The 24,477-nt window shown below is 68.5% G+C and carries 21 protein-coding genes; 10 read left to right on the forward strand and 11 right to left on the reverse strand.

The features are described from left to right. The first annotated feature begins 149 nt into the window (after positions 1-149). Entirely contained in the window at positions 150-866 is a 717-nt protein-coding gene (locus HBF32_RS03915; protein ID WP_166698314.1) for a Crp/Fnr family transcriptional regulator, read from the forward strand. On the opposite strand, the gene HBF32_RS03920 is transcribed toward HBF32_RS03915, so the two are convergent. Beyond that, positions 867-2,861, reverse strand: coding sequence for a PAS domain-containing hybrid sensor histidine kinase/response regulator (locus HBF32_RS03920; protein ID WP_166698315.1), 1,995 nt, complete (start codon positions 2,859-2,861; stop codon positions 867-869). It abuts the gene before it with no gap. Continuing rightward, positions 2,858-3,583, reverse strand: a complete 726-nt coding sequence (locus HBF32_RS03925) for a response regulator (protein WP_166698316.1) — start codon at positions 3,581-3,583, stop codon at positions 2,858-2,860. Before HBF32_RS03925 ends, HBF32_RS03920 begins: the two co-directional genes overlap by 4 nt. A gap of 172 nt (positions 3,584-3,755) precedes the next feature. On the opposite strand from HBF32_RS03925, the gene HBF32_RS03930 reads away from it, so the two are divergent. Then, positions 3,756-4,088: a hypothetical protein gene (locus HBF32_RS03930; protein WP_166698317.1), complete on the forward strand. Its 333-nt coding sequence runs from the start codon at positions 3,756-3,758 to the stop codon at positions 4,086-4,088. Between the two features lie 25 nt (positions 4,089-4,113). Here the strand turns inward: HBF32_RS03930 and HBF32_RS03935 are convergent, their stop codons facing one another. The 4 genes from HBF32_RS03935 to HBF32_RS03950 are packed head-to-tail and all read right to left on the reverse strand — an operon-like array spanning position 4,114 to position 8,887. Further along, positions 4,114-5,076, reverse strand: coding sequence for a bifunctional enoyl-CoA hydratase/phosphate acetyltransferase (locus HBF32_RS03935; RefSeq protein ID WP_166698318.1), 963 nt, complete (start codon positions 5,074-5,076; stop codon positions 4,114-4,116). A 12-nt stretch (positions 5,077-5,088) separates the two neighbouring features. Next, on the reverse strand, positions 5,089-5,508 hold the full coding sequence (locus HBF32_RS03940) for a universal stress protein (RefSeq protein ID WP_166698319.1): 420 nt from the start codon (positions 5,506-5,508) through the stop codon (positions 5,089-5,091). Then, the gene (locus tag HBF32_RS03945) at positions 5,480-8,071 is read right to left on the reverse strand and encodes an HAD-IC family P-type ATPase (protein ID WP_166698320.1); all 2,592 of its coding nucleotides are present in this window, start codon (positions 8,069-8,071) and stop codon (positions 5,480-5,482) included. The genes HBF32_RS03940 and HBF32_RS03945 overlap by 29 nt, the downstream gene beginning before the upstream one ends. 18 nt (positions 8,072-8,089) lie before the next feature. Beyond that, positions 8,090-8,887 (reverse strand): universal stress protein, encoded by a 798-nt coding sequence (locus HBF32_RS03950; RefSeq protein ID WP_166698321.1) that lies wholly within the window; start codon positions 8,885-8,887, stop codon positions 8,090-8,092. Positions 8,888-9,015: 128 nt separating this feature from the next. On the opposite strand from HBF32_RS03950, the gene HBF32_RS03955 reads away from it, so the two are divergent. Genes HBF32_RS03955 through HBF32_RS03965 form a run of 3 tightly spaced genes read left to right on the forward strand, consistent with a single transcriptional unit; the run spans position 9,016 to position 12,050 of the window. Continuing rightward, the gene (locus HBF32_RS03955) at positions 9,016-9,729 is read left to right on the forward strand and encodes a DUF2238 domain-containing protein (RefSeq protein ID WP_338039729.1); all 714 of its coding nucleotides are present in this window, start codon (positions 9,016-9,018) and stop codon (positions 9,727-9,729) included. Further along, on the forward strand, positions 9,729-11,018 hold the full coding sequence (locus tag HBF32_RS03960) for an MgtC/SapB family protein (protein WP_166698322.1): 1,290 nt from the start codon (positions 9,729-9,731) through the stop codon (positions 11,016-11,018). The genes HBF32_RS03955 and HBF32_RS03960 overlap by 1 nt, the downstream gene beginning before the upstream one ends. 30 nt (positions 11,019-11,048) lie before the next feature. After that, a complete protein-coding gene (locus HBF32_RS03965; protein ID WP_166698323.1) occupies positions 11,049-12,050 on the forward strand; it encodes a zinc-dependent alcohol dehydrogenase family protein in 1,002 nt (333 codons plus the stop codon). Positions 12,051-12,061: 11 nt separating this feature from the next. On the opposite strand, the gene HBF32_RS03970 is transcribed toward HBF32_RS03965, so the two are convergent. After that, positions 12,062-12,724, reverse strand: coding sequence for a BON domain-containing protein (locus HBF32_RS03970; protein ID WP_166698324.1), 663 nt, complete (start codon positions 12,722-12,724; stop codon positions 12,062-12,064). Positions 12,725-12,895: 171 nt separating this feature from the next. Between HBF32_RS03970 and HBF32_RS03975 the strand changes: the two genes are divergently transcribed. After that, complete coding sequence (locus HBF32_RS03975) at positions 12,896-13,654, forward strand: SDR family NAD(P)-dependent oxidoreductase (RefSeq protein WP_166698325.1); 759 nt, start codon at positions 12,896-12,898, stop codon at positions 13,652-13,654. Between the two features lie 5 nt (positions 13,655-13,659). Here the strand turns inward: HBF32_RS03975 and glgX are convergent, their stop codons facing one another. Next, complete coding sequence (gene glgX / locus HBF32_RS03980; RefSeq protein ID WP_166698326.1) at positions 13,660-15,771, reverse strand: glycogen debranching protein GlgX; 2,112 nt, start codon at positions 15,769-15,771, stop codon at positions 13,660-13,662. A 133-nt stretch (positions 15,772-15,904) separates the two neighbouring features. Between glgX and glgP the strand changes: the two genes are divergently transcribed. The 4 genes from glgP to HBF32_RS04000 all read left to right on the forward strand — a co-directional run bounded on the left by glgP (position 15,905) and on the right by HBF32_RS04000 (position 21,705). After that, a complete protein-coding gene (gene glgP, locus HBF32_RS03985; RefSeq protein ID WP_166698327.1) occupies positions 15,905-18,385 on the forward strand; it encodes an alpha-glucan family phosphorylase in 2,481 nt (826 codons plus the stop codon). Between the two features lie 118 nt (positions 18,386-18,503). Beyond that, a complete protein-coding gene (locus tag HBF32_RS03990) occupies positions 18,504-19,802 on the forward strand; it encodes a phosphoribosyltransferase family protein (RefSeq protein ID WP_166698328.1) in 1,299 nt (432 codons plus the stop codon). Between the two features lie 111 nt (positions 19,803-19,913). Next, on the forward strand, positions 19,914-20,360 hold the full coding sequence (locus tag HBF32_RS03995) for an Hsp20/alpha crystallin family protein (protein WP_166698329.1): 447 nt from the start codon (positions 19,914-19,916) through the stop codon (positions 20,358-20,360). Positions 20,361-20,430: 70 nt separating this feature from the next. Then, on the forward strand, positions 20,431-21,705 hold the full coding sequence (locus HBF32_RS04000) for an erythromycin esterase family protein (RefSeq protein WP_166698330.1): 1,275 nt from the start codon (positions 20,431-20,433) through the stop codon (positions 21,703-21,705). A 9-nt stretch (positions 21,706-21,714) separates the two neighbouring features. Here the strand turns inward: HBF32_RS04000 and HBF32_RS04005 are convergent, their stop codons facing one another. The 3 genes from HBF32_RS04005 to chrA all read right to left on the reverse strand — a co-directional run bounded on the left by HBF32_RS04005 (position 21,715) and on the right by chrA (position 24,419). Beyond that, positions 21,715-22,194 carry a host attachment protein gene (locus tag HBF32_RS04005; RefSeq protein WP_166698331.1) on the reverse strand — a complete coding sequence of 160 codons (480 nt, stop codon included), beginning with the start codon at positions 22,192-22,194 and terminating at the stop codon, positions 21,715-21,717. Between the two features lie 21 nt (positions 22,195-22,215). Beyond that, a complete protein-coding gene (locus HBF32_RS04010; protein ID WP_166698332.1) occupies positions 22,216-23,109 on the reverse strand; it encodes a universal stress protein in 894 nt (297 codons plus the stop codon). Positions 23,110-23,180: 71 nt separating this feature from the next. Then, complete coding sequence (gene chrA / locus HBF32_RS04015) at positions 23,181-24,419, reverse strand: chromate efflux transporter (RefSeq protein ID WP_166698333.1); 1,239 nt, start codon at positions 24,417-24,419, stop codon at positions 23,181-23,183. Between the last annotated feature and the right edge of the window lie 58 nt (positions 24,420-24,477).

Raw genomic sequence — 24,477 nt, forward strand, 5'->3', positions numbered from 1 at the left:
AGCGCCGCATTGACGCCGGTCAACGCACCCGGCGTAGATGCCGCGCTGTTACAGATCGTTACGAACCGTTTCCGTCCCGAACACCTCCCGTCACCCGAGGCGCCTACCTTCATACCACCGCGAACGATCGCGTCCAGGGAGACGTCACCATGCGAACAAGCATCGACCCGCAGTCCACCCCTTCGCTTCCCTGGACGGCATGGCCGACGACTCCATCGGCGGCAGGGTCGCTGGACATCGATCTGCTGCAAAGCCACCTGCCAGCCATCCGGCGGAAGCATCGGGCCGGCCAGCACCTGTTCCGTGCCGGCCAGCCGTTCCGCGCACTGCACCTGATCCAGGTCGGTTCGTACAAGACCTGCGGGCTGGCCGACGACGGGCGTGAAAGGGTCACGGCGTTCAAGATGCGCGGCGAACTGGTCGGCGTGGATTCGATCGGCCTCGGTTCGTACGCCTGCGATGCCGTGGCGCTCGAAGACAGCGAGAGTTGGGAACTGCCGTATCCGGCCGTCATGAAGGCGGCGGTCCATGTCCCCGGGCTGCAGGAACAGATCCACGCGGCGCTCGCCGCGGAGATCCGCTGCGATCGCGGCTGGATGCTCCTGTTGTCCACGCTGGCGGCCGAGCCGCGGGTGGCGGCCTTCCTGATCGACATCGCCGCCAGGCAGGCGCGGATGGGCTATAGCGCGAAGCACTTCATCCTGCGCATGAGCCGGCTGGACATCGCCAGCTTCCTGGCCATCAAGCACGAAACGGTGAGCCGCGCCTTGTCGCACCTCGCGGAGCGGCACTTCATCAGCGTGCAGCGCCGGGAAGTGCATGTGCTGGATGCGCAGGGCCTGCGCGGCGTGGCTGCCGCCGCCTGATCAGGTCCGCGCGAGCACCCGATGCCAGGCGGCGATGAGTTCGTCGCGGCGATAGGGTTTGCGCAGCAACGGGAAGATGGGATCGTCGGCGGGCTCATCGCCCCTCGATCCGTATTCGTAGCCGGAGGTGAGGAGCACCTTCAGCGTCGGACGCAGCTCCTGCAGCTGGCGGGCCAGTTCGATGCCGGAGTCGCCCGAGCCGAGCACCACGTCGGTGAACAGCATCTCGATCTCGGGGTGGCTGTCGAACGCCTCGCGCGCGGCGGCGGCGTCGGCCGCTTCCACGGGCACGTAGCCCGCGGTTCGCAGGAAGGACGCGGCGATGCGACGGACTTCGGCTTCGTCTTCCACCACCAGGACGCTCGCGCCGCCCACGGCGACATGCGCAGGCGCGGGTGCCGTCATCGCAGGTTCCTGGGCCACAGGCAGCACCATCTCGATCCGCGTGCCCACGCCGGCTTCGCTTTCCAGGATCAGCCGGCCTCCCGACTGCTTCACGAAACCGTAGACCATGCTGAGACCCAGTCCGCTGCCTTTGCCCGGATCCTTGGTGGTGAAGAACGGCTCGAAAGCGTGAGCGCTCACCTCCGGCAGCATTCCCACGCCGGAGTCGACCACCGAGAACGCGACATAGGATCCGGGTTGGACTTCCTCGTCGACCTGGATCTCGAGCGCGCGCGCCGAGATGATCAACTTGCCCCCGTCGGGCATGGCGTCGCGCGCGTTCAATGCAAGGTTGATGAGCGCGGCCTCGAGTTCGCCCGGGTCGGCGAACACCGCCGGCAACGCGTCCCCACAGCTCGCCATCACCTGGATCTGTTCGCCGAGCGTGCGGGCGAGCATGTCGCTGAGATCGGCCAGGAGCAGTTCGGGCCGCACCGCGCGAGGAGTAAGGCGCTGCCGTCGCGAGAAACCCAACAGCTTGCGCGTGAGGGCCGATCCACGCTCGACCGCCCGCGAGGCACTGGCGACCATTTCGACGGTGGCGGCGTCCTTGGGTCCGGCCATTTCCAACAGCTGGAGGTTCCCGGAAATGATCGTCAGCAGGTTGTTGAAATCGTGCGCGATACCTCCGGTGAGCTGGCCGAGGGCGTCCAGGCGTTGCGCATGGGCCAGTTGCTCGTCCGCGCGCCCCCGCTGGATGGCTCCCGACAGCACGTTGGCCACGGCGCCGACGAAGTGGTGCCTGTCGCGGTCGCTGCCATTGCCCGGAGGCAACCAGGCGACCACGTAACCGGCCGGCGTGCGCCGGTCCGGAAGCGTGGTCACCACGGCATGCGTCGAGGGCGACGCATCGAGCACGGGGAATGCCACGACCTCGCCCGCGTTCATCCTCTCGCGGCTGCGCGGATCCAGCATCGGCAACCAGGTGGCTTGCGACAGCCTGTCCCTGAAGGCCGGGTCGAGTCCCCAGGAGGCGGTGATGCGGGGCTTGTCGCGATGCGGGTCCGTCAGCAGGATGGCCACCGCGGGCGCGCTGAGGGCCGACGCGATCAATGCCGGGACCTCGGCGAGCGCGGTCTCGTGACTGGGAGCGACGAGGATCCGGCGGCTGATGTCCGCGAGGGCGGCGTCGTAGCGGCTGCGCGCGAGCGCTTGCCGGGCACGCTGTGTTTCGGAGATGTCGCGGATCGACGCGGCGAACAGCGAACCCGGTTTCGCGGCGATGGGACTGAGGCCGATCTCGACGGGGAAGGGCGATCCGTCCGCACGCACGCCGGTCAGTTCGTATCCGGCACCCATGGGCCGGACGCGAGGGCTGTCCATGTAGTTCGTGCGATGCGCGACATGCAGGGCGCGCAGCTGATCGGGGAGAAGCACCTCGATCATCTGGCCCGCGAGCATGCCCGGGGCGTAACCGAAGAGCGACTCCGCCCGCGGATTGGCCAGGACGATGATGCCGGTCCGATCCACTACCACCATCGCGTCCGGCGCGGTTTCGAACAGCGCCTTGAACAGCGTCGCATCGGCGAAGCGGTCCGGCCCTGGCGTCATGGCCGTCTGACCGTCGGCGTGAACAGGTAACCCGTTCCGCGTACGGACTTGATCAGCCTCGGCCGCGAAGGGTCGGGTTCGATCTTGCGGCGCAAGCGCCCCACCTGCACGTCGATGGCGCGATCGAAAGGCCCGGCTTCCCGGCCGTGCACATGGTTCATCAGCTGGTCGCGGGTCATCACCTGGTTGGGGTGTTCGACCAGTGTACGGAGCAGGACGAACTCGCCGCCGGTCAGCTCCACGGGGTTTTGCTCGCTGTCCACGAGGGTGTGGGACTGCACGTCCAGGACGTAGCGGTCGAAGGCGAGCCGGTTCGGCGCCTGCGACACCGGGTTGCCGGTTGCGCGGCTGCGGCGGAGGACACTGCGCACGCGGGCGAGCAGTTCGCGCAGGTCGAAGGGCTTGGTCACGTAGTCGTCGGCGCCCAGTTCGAGGCCCACGATGCGATCCACGGCCTCGCCGCGACCGGTGACGATCACCACGGGCCCGCGCCATTGCTCGCGCAGGTAGCGGGTGATGGCAAATCCGTCCTCGTCCGGGAGACCGAGGTCGAGCAGGACCAGGTCGACAGGCTGTGCGGCCAGCGCGCGGCGCATCTCATGACCGTCGCAAGCGGTAGTCACCCGGAAACCCTGCGAGGAGAAATACCGGGAAAGAAGGAGCGTGACGTCGGCTTCGTCGTCGACGATCAAAAGCCTGTCGCCTGCTTCCCCAGCCGCCATGAGGATGTTCCTCGCCGTGTTGCGCCGCTCGTGTGCGGACGCTATGCCCATTAAAGATGAGGATCCGTCTCCCGGCAAGCGCTCCGCCAGACGAAAGTGCGAAACATTCTCAGTCCGCCATCGGTCTCCGGGCGGATGCACACTGTCGCCACCTGCCCGAACGCCCGAGACCGTGTCGCTGGTAAGCCCACTCGATGACAAGCCGCCGTCCTGGGCATTCGCCCAGCCGGCATGCGTCCGGACGTACTACCGTCTGGAACTGGCTGGTCCGGCCGGCGAGACCGCGACGGCGCTCCTGACAGCCTACGTTTCCGAACGCGTGGTCGATTTCGAAGGGCTGGTGTGGTGCCGCGGCAGGGTCCTTTTCGACCTGAGTGGATCGTTCCCCGTCGGCGCGGCGCCAGCACAGCACGGCCTGGAATCGGCGGTCCTCCAGCGCCTGCACGCATTCATGGCGAGGCCGACGGCGTTCGGAAAGCCTGCCGCCGTCCTGTCCTTGCCGTAGCGCCGCCGGGAGGCGCGCAACCGCCTCACGCCGTACCGGGTTCGGTGTCCGTCGCGACCAGGATGGCCATGGCGGCGGACGCCACCCGCGCCGGCGCCGTATCGGCCCGGCTGGTGAGGGCGATCGGAAGAGACGCCCCGAGCACGATGCCGGCCGCGATGCCGTCGGCCAGCAATACCATCGCCTTCGCCAACATGTTTCCGGATTCCAGGTCGGGGGCGATCAGGATATTGGCTCGCCCCGCCACCTGCGCATCGATGTGCTTCAGGCGTGCCGCCACATGGCTCATGGCGTTGTCGAGGGCGAGCGGTCCGTCCACGTCGGCGTCGACGATCTGGCCGCGCTCGGCCATTTTCGAGAGCGCCGCGGCGTGGATCGTCGCCGGCATGGACGCGTGCAAGGTTTCGACGGCGGCCAGTACCGCCACCCGCCGATGTTCGATACCGATGGCCTTCGCGAGTCCAATGGCGTTCTGGCATATCTCGCGTTTTTCCTCGAGCCCTGGGCTCACGTGGATGGCGGCATCGCTGACGATCAGCGGATGCGCATAGGCGGGCGTATCGATCGCGAAGGCGTGGGTCATCCGCCCCGGCCCTCGCAGGCCCTGGTCCCGATCGAGCAGGACATGCAGGAGATCCGCCGTATGCATGTCTCCCTTCATCAGTGCGGCGATGTCTCCATGGCGCCCGGCGAGCGCCGCGGCCCTCGCCGCGCTTCGCGGATCGGGTGCATCGCGGACAGTCACGCCTTCGAGCCCGCGGCCGAGGCGGTCGGCAAGTTCCCTGATATGCCGCTCGGGTCCGAACAACCACGGCTCGATCAAGCCCTGCGAGGCGGCATCCAGCGCGCCTTCGAGCGAGACGGCGCTACAGGGATAGATCACGCCCATGGGCAGCTTCGGGCGATCGCGGCAACGCGACAACAGGAAGCGAAAGCGCGGGTGGCGCGGGCCGTCGTCGGCGGTGGTTCCGGTGCTTTGCGGTGACATGGCGAGTCCCGGTCAGCGCACGACGACGACAGGCACTTTCGAGCGCTCGAGCACCTTGCGGACCACCGATCCCAGGAGGACCGATCCGACCGCGCCGCGACCGTGCGAACCCATGGCGATCATGTCGAACCGGCCGCGCCCGGCGACGGAGGCGATCTCATCCGCGGCGTCGCCGATCCGGAAGACCTCCCCGTGGGGGACATCCGCCTCGCGCAGGACGGTTCGCGCACGGCGCATGGCGGCGCTGCCGTTGCGAGCGTGGTACGCCGCCATCGAGGCTTCGTCCAGGTAACTGGCGATATGCCCGTTGAGCGGCGCGTCCACGTGGATCAGCGTCAGCTGCGCACCTTCGGCGGGAACCTGGTGGCGCAGCACGAACCGCAGCGCACGCAGCGACGTGGCGCTACCGTCGATAGCTATCAGGATCTTCATGGATCGGTCTCCGTGGAGTAACCGGCGAGGGCCGGTATCTGAAATGGTCGGCATGGACCGTGGACCGCCACCGGCGTTGGATCGCCATCGCGGCCACTGGCCAGCGCAGCCACGCGATGGTCAGGAGCACGCAGGCCGGCGGAACGAAGGCGGTGCTCCAGCCGGGTTCCGCGAAGCCCATGAGGTCGTGCACGCCCGGCAGGAAGGCGACCGCCATGACGACCGCGGCCGCGAAAAGCAGCAAGGCATACGTCCATGGCGTGCCCACGATCCGATCGACCACGCTGCGTTGTCCGGCGACGACGAACGCCACGACGCACGCGAACAGGCTGAGGAACACCGTCAGTGCCGCTTCCGCGGCGGGCACGGCCGCCAGCACGAGCGCGACATAAGCCAGCGCAAGGACCGCGCCGGCGCCCGCGCCGTCGACCAGGCCTCGCGCCAGGATCGCCGCCCCGAAGGGCGAATCGTCGATCGAGCGGGGCGGCCTGCGCATGACATTCTCCGCCGCGGGCGTCGCTTCGAAGACGATGGAGCAGGCCGGATCGATGATCATCTCCAGCAGGACGATCTGCGCCGGCAGCAGCAGCGGCGATCGCTGCATGAGGAGCGGCACGAGCGCGAGGATCACGATGGGCACATGCGCCGCGGAGATGAACCGGACCGCCCCGTGCACGTTGTCGTAGATCCTGCGCCCCAGCCGGATCGACATGACCAGCGAGGCGAAGCTGTCGTTGAGGAGGATGAGGTCGGCCGACTCGCGCGCCACGTCGCTGCCCCGTGCGCCCATCGCCACGCCAACGTCCGCCGCGCGCAGGGCAGGGGCGTCGTTCACTCCGTCGCCGGTCATGCCCACGACGTGTCCCTGCCTCTGGAGGGAGCGGACGAGCCTCAGTTTCTGCGCGGGCAGGACGCGCGCGCAGGCGTCGACATCGCGCAGGCGGGCGTCCAGGGCGGCGTCGCCCAGACCGGCGATCTCGGCCCCGGTGAGCAGGTTCTCGCCGCGCAGGCCGGCCTGCCGCGCGATGGCGGCCGCGGTGGCCGGGTGGTCGCCGGTCAGCATCAGCACCCGTATACCGGCCGCGCGGCATTCCGCCATCGCGGCCGGCACGTCGGTGCGCAAGGGATCCGCGAGCGCGATCATGCCGACCAGCGTATGCGGCTCGACGGAGGGATCCGCCGGCGGCGCGCCGGATGTCGGAGCGGAGCGGGCCACGGCCAGCACGCGATATCCCTCGCCGGCGAGGTCCATTGCCTTGGCGGCGAGCCCGGCGGCCACGTCCCTGTCAAGCCGACACAGGGGCAGCACGTCCTCGATGGCCCCCTTGGTGGCAAGGTGCCACGCTGCCTGGCCGGCGACCGCGACGACGCGGGAGACGAACATGCGGCCGTCGCCAAGCGGGAACTCGCGCAGGGCGGGCGCGGCCGCCGCACCCGCGCCCGCCAGGCGAGGGACCGCTTCCGCGAGTGCGCGCACGGCGGCGTCGGTGGGGTCCATCGACGAGGGCGCCGTCGCTTCCCAGGCCGCGTGCAACACGTCCAGGGCGCTGTCTTCGAGCACGCCGCCCGCATCGTGGACGCGTCCGGTCGCATCCATCAACCTGGCCAGCGCCATCCTGTTCTGCGTCAGCGTTCCCGTTTTGTCCACGGCGAGCACGGAAACGGCGCCCATCGTCTCGACCGCGGCGAGCCGCCGGGTGAGTACGTCTCGCCGGGCGATGCGGCGGGCGCCCAGGGCATAGAACACCGTCAGCACGACCGGCACTTCTTCCGGGAGGATGGCCATGGCGAGCGCGATGCCCGCGAGCGCCGCATCCAACGGGTCCAGTCCGCTCCACCCCCAGCCAAGGCATGCCACCGCCGCGGCGAACGCCATGGCGATCAGCGCGAGTACGCGGATGGCGCGCGCCGCCTTGCGCTGCAGTGGCGACGGCGTCTCTTCCGACGATGCCAACGACACGCCGATCATGCCCAGGGCGGTCGCGCTTCCCGTCGCCGTCGTTTCCATGTGGCCATGTCCGGCGACGACGAGCGTTCCCGCCTTGATGTCGCAGCGTGCGGAGGGCGTGTGTCTGACGGCGGCCGCCTCTCCCGTTAGCAGCGACTCGTCGAGCATGACGACGTCGTCCAGGAGGACCCCGTCGGCGGGTACGCGGTCGCCCTCCCGCAGCACGAGCACATCCCCGCGGACGATGTCCGTCGCCGGCAGCGAACGTTCGACGCCTTCGCGCACGACATGGGCCGCCGGCGCGGCCAGTTCGCGCAAGGCACGCAAGGCGCCCTGGGTACGAAACTCCTGCACGACCGTGATCAGCATGACGATGGCCACCGAGCCGAGGAGGAGGGCGGCCTCGCCGGCGTCGCCGATGGCGGCATAGATGGCGGTCGCGATCAGCAGCATCACGAACATCGGTTCCGTCACGATGTTCCAGAGCAGGCGCATCCATCCGAGCGCACGCCGGTCGGGAAGCGCGTTCGGACCGTCCTGGCGAAGCCTGCGGGACGCTTCCGCGTCGCTCAGGCCTTCGAGCCGCTCGGGCTGGTCGGGGCGTCGTACCGTCACGGGACGCTCCTTCGTTCGTCAGGCCGAGAGGAATATCGGCACGCGGCCATGCGCGAGCATGTGACGCGTGGTGCCCCCGAGCGCCATCTCGCGCAGGCGGGACCGTCCCCACGCGCCCATGACCACGGCATCGGCGCGGGTGGTTTCCGCGCATCCGGCGATGGCCTCCGCCGGCGCGGCCTTGCCCGCCATTTCGATCCAGTCGCCGACCAGCGCATGGCGCTGGAGCCAGGCGCGGAGGAGGAGGTCGGCGTCGTCCCGGCGCGGGCGGCCCTCCCGGTCGCCGGCGAGGATCGTGATGTTCCGCGCACGCGAAAGGAACGGCAGCGCCGCGCGGATGGCCCGGGCCGACACCGCCGAGCCATTCCATGCGACCAGGATGCGCCGCATGGCGGACGGCGCGGCCTCGTCGGGAACGAGGATCATCGGCGACACCCGCGACATCAGCACGCGGGCCAGGAGGCCGGTACCCGCCGGAATGCCCGATCCCGGCACGTGAAGCCGCCCTATCAGCACGTCGCAAAGACTGGCCCGCCGGACCAGCACGCGCCTGTGCACGCCGCGCCGCACCTCCCAGGTGCCGTCGATGCCGCGACTGCGGCATGCGCTGGCCCACCAGCCGTGGCGTTCGTGCGCGACGTTCTCCTCGTCCTCCAGCACGAGCAACGGCTCGGGTAGGGCGATGACGCTCGCATCGAGCGCGATGACCTGCATGCCGGTGAGGTGCGCGCCGAAGCGTCTGGCGAGGTCGAACGCGAAGCGCAGGTGGGCGGTGTCGCGTTCGTCCGAACGGACGTCGACCAGGAACTCGAGCATCGCCACGTCTCCGCTGCGGGGGCGACTTCCATTCTCGATAGCTCCGGGTCGGGCATCTTGATCCCCGTCAATGCGCGCCTCCCCCGGCGGCGGTCTGATGCATCCAGATCGCGAAAGGAAATACCGTCGTGCCCTCAAGCCTGTCGCTTCCCCGGAACGACGTCCCATCCGCCGCTGCGCGGCCCGGCCGGGCGACAAGGCGAGCCTCACGGGGGCTGCCGGCCTTCCTCCTTGTCGCGACGCTGGCGGTCATCGTCTGGTCGGGTTGGTCGCCAACCGACCGCGGCGACTGGTTGCTCGAAAACGCGCTGGTGGCGGTAGCGATTCCGCTGTTCGTCTTCGGGTATCGCCGCCTGCGTTTTTCCTCGCTGAGCTATGTGGCGCTGTTCGCATTCCTCTGCCTGCATGAGGTCGGCGCCCACTACACGTATTCGCTCGTGCCGTATCCCCAGTGGCTATCGTCGATGCTGGACGGCCCGGCCGGCGGATCGCGGAACCACTACGACCGGATGCTCCATTTCGCATACGGGTTCCTCGTCATGCCGGCCGTTCTCGAACTATTCGCCCGCCGCGCCGCGCCCCGCGGGTTATGGCGGTGGATCTTTCCGGTGAGCTTCGTGATGTCCCATTCGATGCTTTACGAACTCGTCGAGTGGGGCGCCGCGCTCCTGTTCGGTGGCGACCTCGGCCAGGCCTACCTCGGCACGCAGGGTGACGTGTGGGACGCGCAGAAAGACATGCTGATGGCGACCCTCGGGAGCATCGCGGCCACATGCCTCCTCGCCACGGCGCACCGGCGCGGTTTGCCGGCCGGTCCGGCGAACGAGTCATCGGAACGCTGATGCCATCGGATATCGGCATCCTTTCCATCGCACCGCATGTCACCGCGCTGGGGGTGGGGCTGGGGGTGGGACTCCTGATCGGGCTGGAGCGCGAGCGCGCGAAGGGACGCCATCCCAGCGCCGCGCCGGCAGGCGTCAGGACCTTCAGCATGCTCGGTCTCGCGGGGGTGGTCGCCGCGCTCATCGGCACGACGGCCATCGGTGTGGCGGGCTTCTTCCTGGCCTTGGTGGTCACGGCCGGTTACCTGCGGAACCGCGGGGACGGAAGCGCCCCCGGCGGCAACGGCACCCCGCCGGGACTCACGACCGAAGTGGCGATGCTGACGACCTTCCTTCTCGGCGTGCTGGCGGCTTCGTCGACGGTCCTCGCCGCGGGCCTCGGCGTCGTGGTCGCCACCATCCTCGCGAGCCGGGCGCGCCTGCATCGCTTCGCACGCCAATGGCTGTCGGAGCGCGAGCTGCACGACCTGCTGATCCTCGCGGTGTCCGCCTTCGTCGTGCTCCCGCTGCTGCCCGACGTCACGGTGGACCCGTGGGACAGCATCAATCCCCGCCGACTGTGGTGGCTCGTGGTCGCGGTCATGAGCATCGCATCCGCCGGCTACCTCGTGCTGCGGACGTTCGGTGCGCGATTCGGACTGGCGATCGCCGGTCTGGCCGGAGGATTCGCGTCGAGCACGGCGACGGTACTCGCGATGGGAGAGCGGGCGAGGGAAGATCCGTCGCTGACGACGATCGCGGCGGGCGCGGCGATCCTCGCCAACGTGGGAAGCCTGGCGCAAATGGCCGTCGTCGTGGGATCGCTTGCGCCGGACCTGCTCTCGCGCCTGGCGTATCCCTTGCTCGCGGCCGGCCTGACGGCGGCCTGCTGGGCCGCCGTCGCGGCATGGCGGGCGGACGCGACGGCCGTGCCGACCCGGCTCGCCGGCTCCCGGCCTTTCAGGCCGGGAAGTGTGCTCCAGTTCGTCTTCGTCCTTGCCGGCGTGCTCCTGCTCACGGCGATCGTCCGCGCGTGGCTGGGAAGCGGCAGTCTCCCGTGGCTGATGGTTCCCTCGGGGATCGCCGATATCCACGCCGCGGCCGCCGCGGCCGCGCAAGGGGTGGCGAGCGGTCAGATCGACCCGACGCTCGCCGCCGCGTGCGTGCTCATCGCCTATGCTTCCAGCGCCGCCTTCAAATGCGTGCTCGCCTATGCCAAAGGCGGGAAAACGTATGCACTGCGCGTCGCACCCGGCACCCTCGCCGTGCTGGCCGCCTTCGCCGCGACCTTGTGGTGGACAATGAAGTGAGATGACGAGTCATGCCGTCGGGAGGATCGAATGCACGCCATGGTCCTTGAGCGCGTCGGACAACCGCTGGCGCTCCGCGAATTCGCCACGCCTGTCCCCGGTCCGGGCGAGGTGCTGTTGCGCGTGGAGGCCTGCGGGGTCTGCCGTACGGATCTGCACGTCGTCGACGGCGAGCTGCCCGGCGTCCGCCCGCCGGTCACGCCGGGCCACGAGGTGGTGGGGATCGTCGAGGCGCTCGGATCGGCCGATACGGGACTTCAGGTGGGCCAGAGGGCCGGGGTCTGCTGGCTCGGAAGCACCTGCGGAAAGTGCCGTTACTGTCTGATGGATATGGAAAATCTTTGCGATGCGCCGGAGTTTACGGGCTACACCCGTCCCGGCGGGTTCGCCACCCACATCCTGGCGCGTGCCGCATTCTGTGTCCCGCTGGCCTTGCGCGACGACCCGGTCGCGACCGCGCCGCTGATGTGCGCGGGCCTCATCGGCTGGCGCGCGTTGAAGAAAGCCGGCGAGGGGCGCGCGTTGGGTTTCTACGGTTTCGGTGCCGCCGCGCACCTGCTGACGCAGGTGGCGGTCGGCCAGGGACGGAAGGTGTATGCGTTCACCCGCGCCGGCGACGACGAACACCAGGCGTTTGCGCTGGCCCAGGGCGCCTGCTGGGCGGGCGACGCGGATGCGCTGCCGCCCGAACCGCTGGACGCCGCCATCCTCTTTGCCCCGGCGGGCGACCTCGTACCGCTCGCGCTGCGAGCCGTGCGCAAGGGAGGCCGTGTCGTCTGCGGGGGCATCCACATGTCCGACATCCCCTCGTTCCCATACCGGCTCCTGTGGGAGGAGCGGGAACTGCTGTCGGTGGCCAACCTCACGCGAAGCGACGCCAGGAGCTACTTCGCGGCGCCCGAACGTTCCAGAATCCACGCCAACAGCACCACGTATCCTCTTGAAAAGGCTAACGAGGCGCTGTCGGATCTTCGTGATGGCCGGCTTTGCGGCGCGGCGGTTCTGAGCCCTGACGCGCTCGCTCGAAGCTGACCGAAACGGCGCTAGTCGGCGCGCCATTCGATGTGCAGGTTGTCGTGCACTGCGCGCACCCCCGGTACCGCCCAGGCGGCACGCTCGATCGCGCGGCGCTCCTCGTAATCGCCCACGTCTCCCTCCAGGGTGACGTCGCCCGGCGGCACGACGTCGATGCGGATGCGCGCGGTTTCCCCATCGACGTGGCGACGGAGCGCTTCCTTGATCTTGTCGCGCACGTTCTCGGATTTGAGCGTCTGCCTGATCTCCACGTTGTTGATCACGCCATGGATGCCCGACAGCCGCCGTACCGCCGCCTCCGCGGCAAAGCGCTGGAAGTGCCAGTCGACGGTGCCGGTCAGGGTGACCCATCCGCGCGATACCTTCACCCGGATGGCGTCCGTGGGAACGGAACTGCTCCACGCGAGGATCCTGGCGGCGCGCGTGGCGATCTCGTCGTCGTTGACCTTCGCACTCTCGGCGAGCCGCACCTCGATCTCCTGTGCAAGGGCTTTCACGCCCTTGATGCGCCAGACGGCCTTTTCCGCATCCACTTTCTGCGAATAGCTGGGAACGTGCCCGCTGAGAGTGACGACGCCACCCGCGACCGATACGCCGATGCCGCGCGAATCGATCCCCGGCTCGAAGTCGAGTTCCTCGATGATGTTCTGGCGCAGCTGCATGTCGTTCATGGCGGTTCTCCGCTGAAAGGAACTTTTTTTCTAGCAGAGCGCGACATGCCGATATTGATCCAGGTCACGCCGAGCCGGCGCGCGCTGCCCATGCCGTTGTCATTGATACAGATCAAGGGAGCGGGCACCGGACGCGATCATGCTGGCGCCCTCGGACACGGGAGGTGGGTCATGCATCGCTTGAAGGGAAAGGTCGCGGTGGTCACGGGCGGTTCGATGGGCATCGGTGCGGCATGCGCGCGGCGCATGGCCGCGGAAGGGGCCGATGTCGTCGTGGCGGACATATGTCGTCCGGATGCCATCCATGCGCTTCCCGACGGCGGCCGGATCGATTTCGTCCATACCGATGTCGGACGGGAAGCCGAGGTCGCCGGCGCCATCCAGCACGCGCGATCGATGTATGGACGACTCGACATCCTGGTCAACAACGCGGGCATCGCAGGCACCGACAAACCCACTCACGAACTCACGGAGGACGAGTGGGACCGCGTGCAGCGCATCAACGTGAAGGGCGTGTTCTTCGGGGTGAAGCACGCGATCGCCCCGATGCGGGAGGCCGGCGGCGGCAGCATCATCAATCTCTCGTCCATCTATGGTCTGGTGGGCGCGGCCGACGTGCCGCCGTACCATGCGTCGAAGGGGGCCGTGCGCCTGATGACGAAGACGGATGCCTTGCTCTACGCGAAGGACAGGATCCGGGTCAACTCGATCCACCCGGGCTTCATTCGCACACCCATGGTGGAAGGCTACGTGGCGGGCATGGATGTCGAGGAGGCCGAGGGATTCCAGGCCATCGCCGCCCTGCATCCCCTGGGGCGGCTCGGAACGCCCGACGAAATCGCCTGGTGCGCCGTGTTCCTCGCCTCGGACGAGGCCTCGTTCATCACGGGGGCCGAGTTCGTCGTCGACGGGGGCTATACCGCCCGCTAGTGCCGTCAGGACTCGCACTCGAAGGCGAGCCATCCGCCCGGCACGACATCGACCGGGCTACCGCATGGCACGACCCTGCCACGCGTCGCCCCGGTGTCGTCGTCGCTGTCGAGCACGATGCGCCAGGCGCGTATCCCGCGCGGCGCCGGCAGACTGAATGGCAGCGTCGCGTGGCCGGGATTGAGCGCCAGGAACAGGCGATCGCGGGGTTTCCCGGGCATCGACGGCCCCGAGACGAGAATGGCCAGTCCTCGCTGCACGCCGTCTTCCCAGGCCGCGTCGTCCATTTCGCGTCCGTCGGGCTCGAACCAGCGTAAGTCCCTGTCGTCCGCAACATCGCTGGGCGACGTGCCCATGTAGAAGGCGTCGAGGCGGAGGCAGCGCAGCCTGCGGCGCAGGCTCAGCGCGTCGGCGATCCAGGCACGCAGATCGCGCGCGGGATCGCCCAAGGCGCTCCAGTCGAGCCAGCTCATGGCATTGTCCTGGCAGAACGCGTTGTTGTTGCCCAGCTGCGTACGCGAAAGTTCGTCGCCCGCGAGGAACATGGGGACCCCGCGCGACAAGGCGAGCGTGCCGAGCATGGCCCGACATCGCCGGCGCCTCGCCGCGAGCACGCCGGCATCGCGGGTCGGCCCTTCGACGCCGCCGTTGGCACTCAGGTTGTCCCTGCTTCCATCCTCGCCTCCGTAGGGATTCGCCTCGTTGTGCTTGACGGCATACGCGGTGAGGTCCGCAAGGGTGAAGCCGTCGTGGCAGGTGACGAAATTGACCCCCATGCCCGGCGTCCGTCCAGCATGACCGAAGATGTCGCTCGATCCGGCGAAGCGGGTCGCCAGCGCCCCGCGCGTGCGGGCATCGCCGCGCCAGAACCGGCGGATATCGTCACGGTAACGGCCGTTCCATTCGCGGATGGGCGTGGGGAACGCCCCGAGTGCGCTGCCGCGGGTCGAGGCGTCCCACGGTTCGGCGATCAGCTTGATGTCGCGCAGTTCCGGATCGGCCGCTATGGTTCGCCATAGCGCGGCGTTCGCGTCGAACCGGCCTGTTTCCCAGCGTCCCAGCAGTGGGGCGAGGTCGAAGCGGAAGCCGTCCACGCCGATCTCGCAGGCCCAGTATCGCAGCGCGGCATGAAAGAGCGCGATCACGGCCGGCTCTCCCGGATCGACGGTGTTGCCGCAGCCGGAATCGTCGACGTATGCCTCGGCGTCATCCTTCCTGAGCTGGTAATAGGTGGCGTTATCCAGGCCGCGCAAGCTCAGCGTCGGGCCGTTCGCGCCGCCTTCCGCCGTGTGGTTGAGGACGATGTCGAGGATCACTTCCAGCCCGGCCGCATGCAGCCGGTCGATGGTGTCCACGATCTCTTCGACATGTCCCGAGGCGAGATAGGGGGTGTGCACGGCCAGCGGGGCGATGGGGTTGTAACCCCAGTAGTCGGTCAGTCCGTGTCTTGCCACGTCTTCTTCATCGAGGAAGCTGGCGATCGGCATCCATTCGAGCGCGGTCATGCCGAGCTCGCGCCAGTACGCGATGAGGTTCGGATCCGCCAGGGCCGCTATCGTGCCGCGGATGTCCGCCGGTATGCCGGGATGGCGCATGGTCTGGCCCTTCACGTGCATCTCGTAGATCACCGTCTCCGTCCACGGAGTGCGTGGCCGGGCAGGGCGGGCCCGTGCCGCGGGCAGGGGCGCGGTCAGCACGCACTTCGGCACGAAGGGCGCGCTGTCGCGCGCATCGGCGATGCCCGTTCCGGCGGATGGACCCCGCACATAGCCGTAGACGGCGTCTGTCCATTGGAAGCTTCCGTGCAAGGCTCTGGCGTAAGGGTCGATGAGCAGCTTGTTCGGGTTGAAGCGATGACCATTTGCCGGATCGTAAGGCCCGTGCACGCGCAAGCCGTAGACGAGGCCGGGCGCGGCGCCTTCGAGGTAGCCGTGCCAGACGTCGCCGTCGCGCGCCGACAAAGGCAATCGCGCGAGCTCGTGCTGGCCCGTGGAATCGAACAGGCACCACTCCACGCGCCGGGCATGGCGCGTGAAGACGGAAAGGTTCACGCCACGGCCGTCCCAGTGCGCGCCCAGGGGCTTCGGTGTCCCGGCGGTAAGAACGAAAGGTGCCACGCGCATGCCGTCGCAGGGTCGTGGCGGACATGGAAACATCGGCATCCCCGGCACCGTTTGATCTCGGTCAACACCCGCGTCGACGGATGAAACGACCATGACCGGCGCCGCCACCGCCGCCGAGTGAAGCCGCATGTACCGGACACCGCCACGCGCACCGCCCGCCGGACTCGAGGCTCTTACCGAACTGGCGCTCGATCTTCGCTGGACATGGAACCACGCCGTGGACGGCTTATGGCGAGAGGTCGACGCCGAATTGTGGGATGCGACGCATAACCCGTGGGTGGTCCTGCAGAACGTGCCGCAGGCCCGGCTCGAACAATTGAGCGGCGACACGGCCTTCCGCGAACGCCTGGCCGCGGCGGCGGGCGATCGTCAGGAATACCTCGACGCACCCGGCCTGTACGCCTCGCTCTGGCCCGGCGACATGCCGGCCGGGGTTGCGTTCTTCAGCATGGAGTTCGGCTTGAGCGAGGCACTGCCGCTGTACGCGGGCGGGCTTGGCGTGCTGGCCGGCGATTACCTGAAGACCGCCAGCGACCTCGGTGTCCCTATGACCGGCATCGGCCTGCTCTATCAGGAAGGCTATTTCCGGCAGACGATCGATGCGACGGGAAACCAGCGCGAAGCCTTTCCATACAACGATCCGGCAAGCCTGCCCATCCAGCCATCCGTGGACACGGAGGGCGTGTGGCGGGAAGTGGAGGTGCCGTTGCCGGGTCGAACGCTCCGCTTGCGCGTGTGGCAGGCACAGGTGGGACGAGCGACCCTTTACCTGCTCGACGGCAACCATGTGCTCAACGGCCCCGTCGACCGGGGCGTCACGGCAAAGCTCTACGGCGGCGGCACCGAACTGCGCCTGTTGCAGGAACTGGTGCTTGGGGTGGGCGGCTGGCGCCTTCTGGCCATGCTCGGCAAGCAGGATGCCGTGGCGCACCTCAACGAAGGCCATGCGGCGCTGGCCGTGCTGGAGCGCGCCAGGCAATGCATGCACGAGCGCTCGGTCTCGTTCCGCGATGCATGGTGGGCGACCCGGCCCGGGAACATCTTCACGACGCACACGCCCGTCGCCGCGGGATTCGATGCGTTCGCTCCCGCGCTGGTGGAGAAGTACGCCCAGGGTCTCCTCGCCGACTGCAAGCTGTCCCTCCACGATCTCCTCGCGCTGGGGCGCGCCGACCCGTCCAACGACAACGAGCCGTTCAACATGACCTATCTCGCCCTGCGCGGCTGCGCGCAGGCGTGCGCGGTAAGCCGGCTGCATGGCGAGGTCAGCCGCACGCTCTTCGCCGGTCTCTATCCGCGCTGGCCGGTCGCCGAAGTGCCCGTGCGCCACGTCACCAATGGCGTCCACGTGCCTTCATGGGATTCGGCGCCGGCGGACACGCTCTGGACCGTCACCTGCGGCAAGAGCCGCTGGCGCGGAAACCTGGCCTGCCTCGAAGCGGCCCTCGTCGCATGCGACGACACGATGCTGTGGAACCTCGCGGCGCGACAACGGGCCGAACTGGTTCGTTACGTCCGCGAACGTCTGGAACGGCAGCTTGGTCTGCGTGGCGAAGGCGAGAGGGATAGGACGGCGGCGCAGGGCGTGCTCGACCCCAACGTGCTGACGCTCGGCATGGCCCGGCGCTTCGCCGAGTACAAGCGTATGAACCTCCTGCTCCACGACCCCCAGCGCCTCGCCCGCCTGCTCACGAACCCCGCGCATCCCATGCAACTGATCGTCGCCGGCAAGGCCCATCCGGACGATACGGAGGGCAAGCGCCAGGTGCAGGCCTGGGTGGCATTCGCCCGGCGACCGGAGGTGGCAGGGCGCGTCGTCTTCCTCGAGGACTACGATCTTGCACTCGCGCAACGTCTGGTGCAGGGCGTGGACGTATGGCTCAACACCCCCCGAAGACCGTGGGAGGCCTGCGGTACGAGCGGCATGAAGACACTCGTCAACGGTGGACTGAACGTCTCCACGCTGGACGGCTGGTGGGCGGAAGCGTATGACGACGCCTGCGGTTGGGCGATCGCCGGTCCGGGCGGCGACGCGGAGGACGCCGAGAGCCTTTATGGCCTGCTCGAGAACGAGATCGTCCCATGTTTCTACGAGCGCGACGCGCACGGGGTGCCGGCGGGTTGGGTGAGGCGGATGCGGGCAAGCATGTCGCGGCTCGCGCCGAGGTTCAGCAGCAATCGGATGCTGCTCGACTACCTGGAGGATTTCTATCTTCCCGCGACGCGCGGCCTGCGCCGGCGGGCACAGCGCCACGAACTGGCATCGTGGGCCGGGCAGGTGTCCGCGCATTGGCATGAGGCGAGGCTGGGCGACGTGGAGGTGGTCCTCGACGGCCATGCCTGGCGATTCCGTGCGCAGGCCTACCTCGGCGGCGTGCAGCTGGGATGGGTGAGGGCGGAACTGTACGCCGACGAACGCGACGGCATGCCGCGGCAATGCGTGCCGATGCAGGGCGGCGCACCGATCAGCGGTGCCATTCACGGTTACGAGTTCGAAGCGACGCTCCCCGCGATCCGCCCCGCAAGCGACTACACGGTACGCCTGCGCCCTTGGCACGACGACGCGTTTCTGCCCGCCGAACTGCCGCTCGTGATCTGGCAGCGCTGATGCCCCGGGGCCACCCTGAGGGCCCATCGCCCGGCATGTTGACCGGCGTCAACACGCACGCGCCGGGGTGGAGGTCTCATGCGGTCATACCGTTCGCCACCCCTCTCTCGGAGGACGCATGCTTCCTGCCACGCACGTGACCTTCCGCGACAGGACGGATGCGGGAGAGCAACTCGCCGCCGCTCTTGCAGGTCTGCGCGGGACCCATCCGCTCGTGCTCGGGATTCCCCGGGGCGGGGTAGTCATCGCTCGCGCCGTCGCGGATCGTCTGGACGGCGACCTCGATGTCGTGCTCGTACGCAAGATTGGCGCCCCGGGGAACGAGGAATTCGCCATCGGCGCGATCGACGAAAGCGGTCACGCGGAAATCAGTGGGGATGCGACCCAGCTGAGGGTAAGCGAAGCCTACGTGCGCCGCGAGGCATCCCGGCAGTTCGCGCGCATCGCGGAGAGACGCCGGCTCTACAGCCCGCATCGGAGCCCGCACGACCCCAAGGGACGCGTCGTCGTCGTGGTGGACGATGGCCTGGCGACGGGAGCCACGATGCGCGCCGCGTTGACGGCCATCCGGCGGCATGGTCCCGCGCGGTTGCTGGCGGCCGTCCCCGTCGCGTCGGCGGATCGCCTTCCATCGATCAGGGAACTGGCCGACGAGGTGGTCTGCCTTTCGGTGCCGAGGCACTTCCGGTCGGTGGGAGAACACTACCTATCCTTCCCCGCGGTGGAAGACGCGGAAGTGATCCGGTTGCTGAGGAACCCGGTTCGCCCCGCGACCGCGCCCTTCGCCAGCGCCATGCGTTTCGCAGTCGACGGCATCGTGCTGGAAGGCGACCTGCGCGTTCCATCGGATGCGAAGGGTTGTGTCGTCTTCGTCCACGGCAGCGGCAGCAGCCGACGCAGCACGCGGAACAAGCACGTAGCGCGCTCGCTCGAGGATCTCGGTTTCGCCACCTTGCTGTTCGACTTGTTGAGTCCCGACGAGGACGCGGCGTTCTCCGAGCGGTTCAACATCGCCAAGCTGGCCCGGCGACTCGACGCGGTGCTGGACAGCCTGGCCGACGAGCCGCGTGTAAAGAACATGCCCATCGGTCTCTTCGGCGCGAGTACCGGCGCGGCCGCGGCGATCGCCGTCGCCGCGCATCGGGACGACATCCGCGCGCTGGTTTCCCGTGGCGGGCGACCCGACCTCGCGGGAGCGGTGGCGCTGGCGAAGGTGGCGGCCCCGACGTTGTTCATCGTCGGCGGTGCCGACACACAGGTCGTACCGCTCAACCGCCAGGCACTCGCGGCGTTGCCGGGCGTCGCCGAACTGCTTCTCGTGCCCAACGCGACGCACCTGTTCGAGGAGCCCGGCGCACTGGATCAGGTCGCTGCCATGGCAGGCGACTGGTTCGCCCGCTGGCTGGCCCCCGGTTGACCGCGGTCAATAGGTGCCGCCGCGCTATCGCCTAGATTTCGAGGAGGCAGCCCCTGGGCGACCCATGCCGACGGGGATGCCGTCCCCAGAACCCTAGAGGAGTTACCGACCATGACGAGCATGATTCGCTGGAATCCACTCAAAACGCTGTCGGGCATCGACCGCTTTCCCGACTTCGACGACCTGTTCCGCAGCACCTTTCCCCGCACCTCGTGGGGTCACGCGGATATCGCGCCCGACATGCGCATCGACGTGACCGAAAGCGACGGATCGTACAAGGTCAAGGCGGATATCCCCGGCGTGGACAAGAAGGACATCGAGATATCGATCAACGACAACCAGGTGGCGATCACCGCCGAAGTGCGACGCGAGACGCGCCAGAAGGAAGGCGAGCGTGAGATCGTGACGGAGCGTTCCTACGGTCAGGCATACCGCGCGTTCACCCTGCCGGCCGCCGTGTCGTCGGAGAAGGCCGAGGCGCACTACGAGAACGGTGTCCTGACCCTCTCGCTGCCCAAGAAGGAAAACGGAAACGCACGGAAGCTGAAGGTGAGTTGAGACGCTTCGTGCGCCTCTCCGCTGTCCGTGGGGAGGCGCACCGTCCCCCCGCGGCGCATGCAGGCATCCGATGAACGAACACGCGCAGGTCGCAAGCATCCGTTCCGGCGCCACGGTGTTGGAGGGTACCGACGCCGATTACGACGATCTCGTCGAACGCGCCGGCCGATGCCGGATCGTGATGCTCGGGGAAGCGACCCATGGAACGGACGAGTTCTATCGCATGCGCGCCGCCATAAGCCGGCGGCTGATCGCCGAGCGGCAGTTCGACGCCGTAGCCGTCGAGGGCGACTGGCCCGACTGCTATCGGGTCAACCGCTATGTCCGGAGCGGTGGCGCCGACGGCAACGCGGCCGGGAGCCTCGGGGACTTCGAGCGGTTTCCCCGCTGGATGTGGAGGAACACGGCTGTGGTGGCCTTCGTCGACTGGCTGGCCACACACAACGCGTCGCGGCCGAAGGCGGAGCGTGCCGGGTTCTACGGGCTGGACATGTACAGCCTCTACCGCTCCGCCGACGCGGTGATCGACTATCTCGGTACCGTCGACAGCGAGCAGGCGGAGATTGCGCGGCGGCAGTATGCCGCGCTCGATCACGTACGCGACCCGCAACGCTACGGATACGAAGCCGTGCGCGGGCTGCGGCCGGATTGCGGCGAGGCCGTGAGGCAGCGCCTGGCGGAACTGGTACGGCGCGAAGGCGAATACAAGGCTGCCGGTGCCCCGGATTCCGAGGATGCCTACTTCTTCGCCGAGCGGAACGCCCATGTCGTGGCAAACGCCGAGTCGTATTACCGTGCGATGTTCGGTCCGCGCGCGCTCAGCTGGAACATGCGCGATGCGCACATGGCGCAGACCCTGATGGCCTTGCAGAAGCATCTTCGCTCGCAGGGGCGCGCGGGGCGGGTCCTCGTCTGGGCGCACAACTCGCATGTCGGGGATGCCCGCTCGACCGAGATGTCGCTGGGCGGCGAGTACAACCTGGGCCAGCTGATGAGGCTGATGCCGACGGCCGGACCGGTATGCCTCGTGGGTTTCACGACCTACACGGGAACGGTCAGGGCCGCGTGGGAGTGGGGCGGGGAAGCGGAAAGCAGGCGCGTGAACGAGGCCGTCGAAGGGAGCTACGAGCACCTTTTCTACCGAAGCGGGCTCGAGGCCTTCTACCTGCCGTTCGAACGCGACGCTGCCGCGCAACTGGACGGGCCGCTGCTGGAGCGGGCGATCGGCGTGCTTTACCTCCCCGACACCGAAATGCAGAGCCACTACCTGTACTCGCGCATGCCGCGCCAGTTCGATGCAGTCTTCCACCTCGACGAGACACACGCCGTGGAGCCGCTGGACTGAGCGGTGCCATCATGCGGCCGGTCGCTTCGGCTCCATGGCGAAGTCCCGCGGGAACGCCGCGCGGACATGTTGTGCCAGCGTCTCGGCCTGCAAGCCCACGACATCCTTGCCGAGCGTGCCGGCGACGCCGGCCGCCTTCAGGTCGCCAAGCTCGTCGCAAAGCACGCCGAGGAATCGGGGCGGTGCCACGAGGAAGAGCCGCGCATAACGGCGATGCGCGCGCGCGTCCTGCAACTCGCCGGCGATATGGCGGGCGAACGAGCGCGCACTGCGATCCTTCCGGCTTTCGCGCGGCTCGATCACGTGCCTCGCGGAGCCGACGCTCTCCTGCGTACGCGGCACCGTGCGCCCGCTGTTGCGGGCCGTGACCGGGCCCCTGAGTTCGGGATTGGCGTAACCGGCCACTTCCGCCCATGCGCTTTTCCTGTCGGACGCTACGAACAGGCGTGCCCGTGCGGCATCGCAGACCAGTATCCAGTTAGGGGACATGGGAACACCACCGGTATGTGGTCAGTGGGAGAAGAATGTCGGCAGGGTGGTTTCGAAGAAGAGCTCGCGCGTCGTTCCTCCCACCGTCCACTCGCGCCAGCGGGGATGCCCATAGCCGCCGGCCACGAGCAATCCGGCCTTCGCGTTCCGGCAGTAATCGAGGAGCACGCGGCTGGTCGCGCGTCCCTCGCCGCGAATCCGGTGCACGTTCACCTGCGCGCCATGCGCGCGGAGCAGGTCGGCGGCGGCCTCGCCGGCATGGGCGGTGCTTTCGAGGGGCGTGGCGGGCGGATCGATGGCGATGACGTCGACGGTGGCGGCGTTGAGCAGCAACGGCAAGGCGTCATGCATCGCGCGGACGGCCTCCGGCGAATCCGTCCATGCGACTACCGCGTGCTGGATTGGAAGGGTCACCTTGCTCCCTTCGGGAACGACCAGGACGGGCCGTCCCGAGTTGAGCAGGAGACCCGCGAAGAGCGCATGGGTGTATGCGGCATCCGTGACCGAGCCGGACGGCCTCCCGATCACGGCGAGATCGGTCCGGCGCGCGGCCATGGCGGCGAGGCCGGCGGGCTCTTCGAAGACGGCTTCCAGGGTGGCGATGTCGCCCGGAACGGTATAGGACGCCAGGCGATGGCGGAGGTCGTCCGCCTGCTGTCGCGCCTCGCTGCGGATCCGCTCGTGGCGCTCGGCGATGATCGGGTCCATGGAGAGGGCCCAGGCATTCGCCGCGTCGACCGGCATGGGCAGCAACTGGGTGATGCTCACCTTGGCGTGCGCGGCGGCGGCGAGCGTCGCCGCGGCCGCGAGGGCGGCGCTGTCACAACTCAACTGGGCGGCGAGGCAGCCGATGTTTCGCCAGCCGATGGATGCCTCGTGTACGTTCTTCGTCGCGGTTCGCGATGCGGTGGCCATGGCGCATTCCTCCCAGGGGCTAGGAAACCCTTGTAACGGGTGCGCCCGAGGGTGGCGTTGACGTAGATCAATCAGACGACGGCGGTCCAGCCGGCGAGCGTGGACGCGATCGACGCGGTCACGCACCAGAACACCGCCGCGAGGGGCGACCAGCGCGCGCCGGCAAGCATGGCGAATCCCACCAGGGCGATCGCGACATCGAGGGGCGAACGCACGGCGCTTATCCAGACAGGGTTGTACAGGGCCGCGGCAAGCAGCCCGACCACGGCGGCATTGACGCCGGCCAGCATGCGGGTCGCGGCCTCGCGGCGGGCGAGCGAACGCCACAGGGGCAGGGCACCGGCCACCAGCAGCAGGCCTGGGAGGAAGATTCCAAGAAGGCCCACGCCGGCTCCGGCGAGCCCACCGCGACCGCCGTGGACCTGGTCTCCCAGGTAGGCTGCCACACTGAACATCGGCCCCGGGACGGCCTGCGCCGCACCATAACCGGCCAGGAAGGCATCGTTGCTTACCCATCCGCGACCGACGACGTCATGCTGCAGCAGCGGCAGCACGACGTGGCCACCGCCGAAGACCAGTGAGCCGCTGCGATAGAAGCCCGCGCCAACCTGGACCAGGTCAGGCCATCGCGGCGACGCGAACAGCGCCAGCAGCAACAGGACGGCGAAGCCGAAAAGCATGACGCTCGCCGCGCCCCTGCCATAGGTCAGCGGAAAGCTTTCGTCGGCCACGTGCTCGACATTCCGGCACAACCCGAGTCCGAGCACGGCGCCGCCAGCCACCACGCCGAGCTGCACGGGGGCGCTGTTGCCCACGACGACGAGCCCGGCGGCCGCGGCCGCGAGGAGGGCGCGGTTCCTGTCCGGTGCGAGCCGTCCGGCCATGGCGTGCACGCCTTGCGCGACCACGGCGACCGCCACGAGTTTGAGTCCATGGATGGCGGCCGTCCCGAGCGGTCCATGAAGGCGGTCGCTCAACGAGGCGAAAGCGAGCAGAAGCAGCGCCGAGGGCAGGGTAAAGCACAGGAAGGCCGCCAGCCCGCCCAGCCATCCGGCCCGGATCAGGCCGATGGAAAAGCCGACCTGGCTGCTCGCCGGGCCCGGCAGGAACTGGCACAGCGCCACGAGGTGGCCGTAATGCCGTTCGTCCAGCCAGCGTCGTCGCTCGACGAACTCGCGATGAAAGTAACCGAGGTGGGCGATCGGGCCACCGAACGACGACATGCCCAGTTTCAGGAAGGCAGCGGCGACTTCCCGGACCGTCCCTCGTCCAGCTTCGCCGGTTGCGGCTTGTTGCGTTGGTAGGGTCATGCGCGGTCGACCGATGCCGGAAGCCGGATCCGTGGAGGAGACAGGGCGCCATGTTAGG

Origin of the sequence: Luteibacter yeojuensis (assembly GCF_011742875.1) — a bacterium.
GTDB lineage: Bacteria > Pseudomonadota > Gammaproteobacteria > Xanthomonadales > Rhodanobacteraceae > Luteibacter > Luteibacter yeojuensis.

Bases quoted from the DNA above. Each gene is read 5' to 3' on its own strand.
- HBF32_RS03950 (WP_166698321.1), bottom strand. From the start codon at position 8,887: ATGCTCGAGTTCCTGGTCGACGTCCGTTCGGACGAACGCGACACCGCC.
- HBF32_RS03990 (WP_166698328.1), top strand. From the start codon at position 18,504: ATGCTTCCTGCCACGCACGTGACCTTCCGCGACAGGACGGATGCGGGA.
- HBF32_RS03975 (WP_166698325.1), top strand. From the start codon at position 12,896: ATGCATCGCTTGAAGGGAAAGGTCGCGGTGGTCACGGGCGGTTCGATG.
- HBF32_RS03970 (WP_166698324.1), bottom strand. From the start codon at position 12,724: ATGAACGACATGCAGCTGCGCCAGAACATCATCGAGGAACTCGACTTC.
- HBF32_RS03925 (WP_166698316.1), bottom strand. From the start codon at position 3,583: ATGGCGGCTGGGGAAGCAGGCGACAGGCTTTTGATCGTCGACGACGAA.
- HBF32_RS03935 (WP_166698318.1), bottom strand. From the start codon at position 5,076: ATGTCACCGCAAAGCACCGGAACCACCGCCGACGACGGCCCGCGCCAC.
- HBF32_RS04010 (WP_166698332.1), bottom strand. From the start codon at position 23,109: ATGGCCACCGCATCGCGAACCGCGACGAAGAACGTACACGAGGCATCC.
- HBF32_RS03965 (WP_166698323.1), top strand. From the start codon at position 11,049: ATGCACGCCATGGTCCTTGAGCGCGTCGGACAACCGCTGGCGCTCCGC.
- HBF32_RS04000 (WP_166698330.1), top strand. From the start codon at position 20,431: ATGAACGAACACGCGCAGGTCGCAAGCATCCGTTCCGGCGCCACGGTG.
- glgP (WP_166698327.1), top strand. From the start codon at position 15,905: ATGTACCGGACACCGCCACGCGCACCGCCCGCCGGACTCGAGGCTCTT.
- HBF32_RS04005 (WP_166698331.1), bottom strand. From the start codon at position 22,194: ATGTCCCCTAACTGGATACTGGTCTGCGATGCCGCACGGGCACGCCTG.
- HBF32_RS03915 (WP_166698314.1), top strand. From the start codon at position 150: ATGCGAACAAGCATCGACCCGCAGTCCACCCCTTCGCTTCCCTGGACG.
- HBF32_RS03995 (WP_166698329.1), top strand. From the start codon at position 19,914: ATGACGAGCATGATTCGCTGGAATCCACTCAAAACGCTGTCGGGCATC.
- chrA (WP_166698333.1), bottom strand. From the start codon at position 24,419: ATGACCCTACCAACGCAACAAGCCGCAACCGGCGAAGCTGGACGAGGG.
- HBF32_RS03920 (WP_166698315.1), bottom strand. From the start codon at position 2,861: ATGACGCCAGGGCCGGACCGCTTCGCCGATGCGACGCTGTTCAAGGCG.
- HBF32_RS03940 (WP_166698319.1), bottom strand. From the start codon at position 5,508: ATGAAGATCCTGATAGCTATCGACGGTAGCGCCACGTCGCTGCGTGCG.
- HBF32_RS03960 (WP_166698322.1), top strand. From the start codon at position 9,729: ATGCCATCGGATATCGGCATCCTTTCCATCGCACCGCATGTCACCGCG.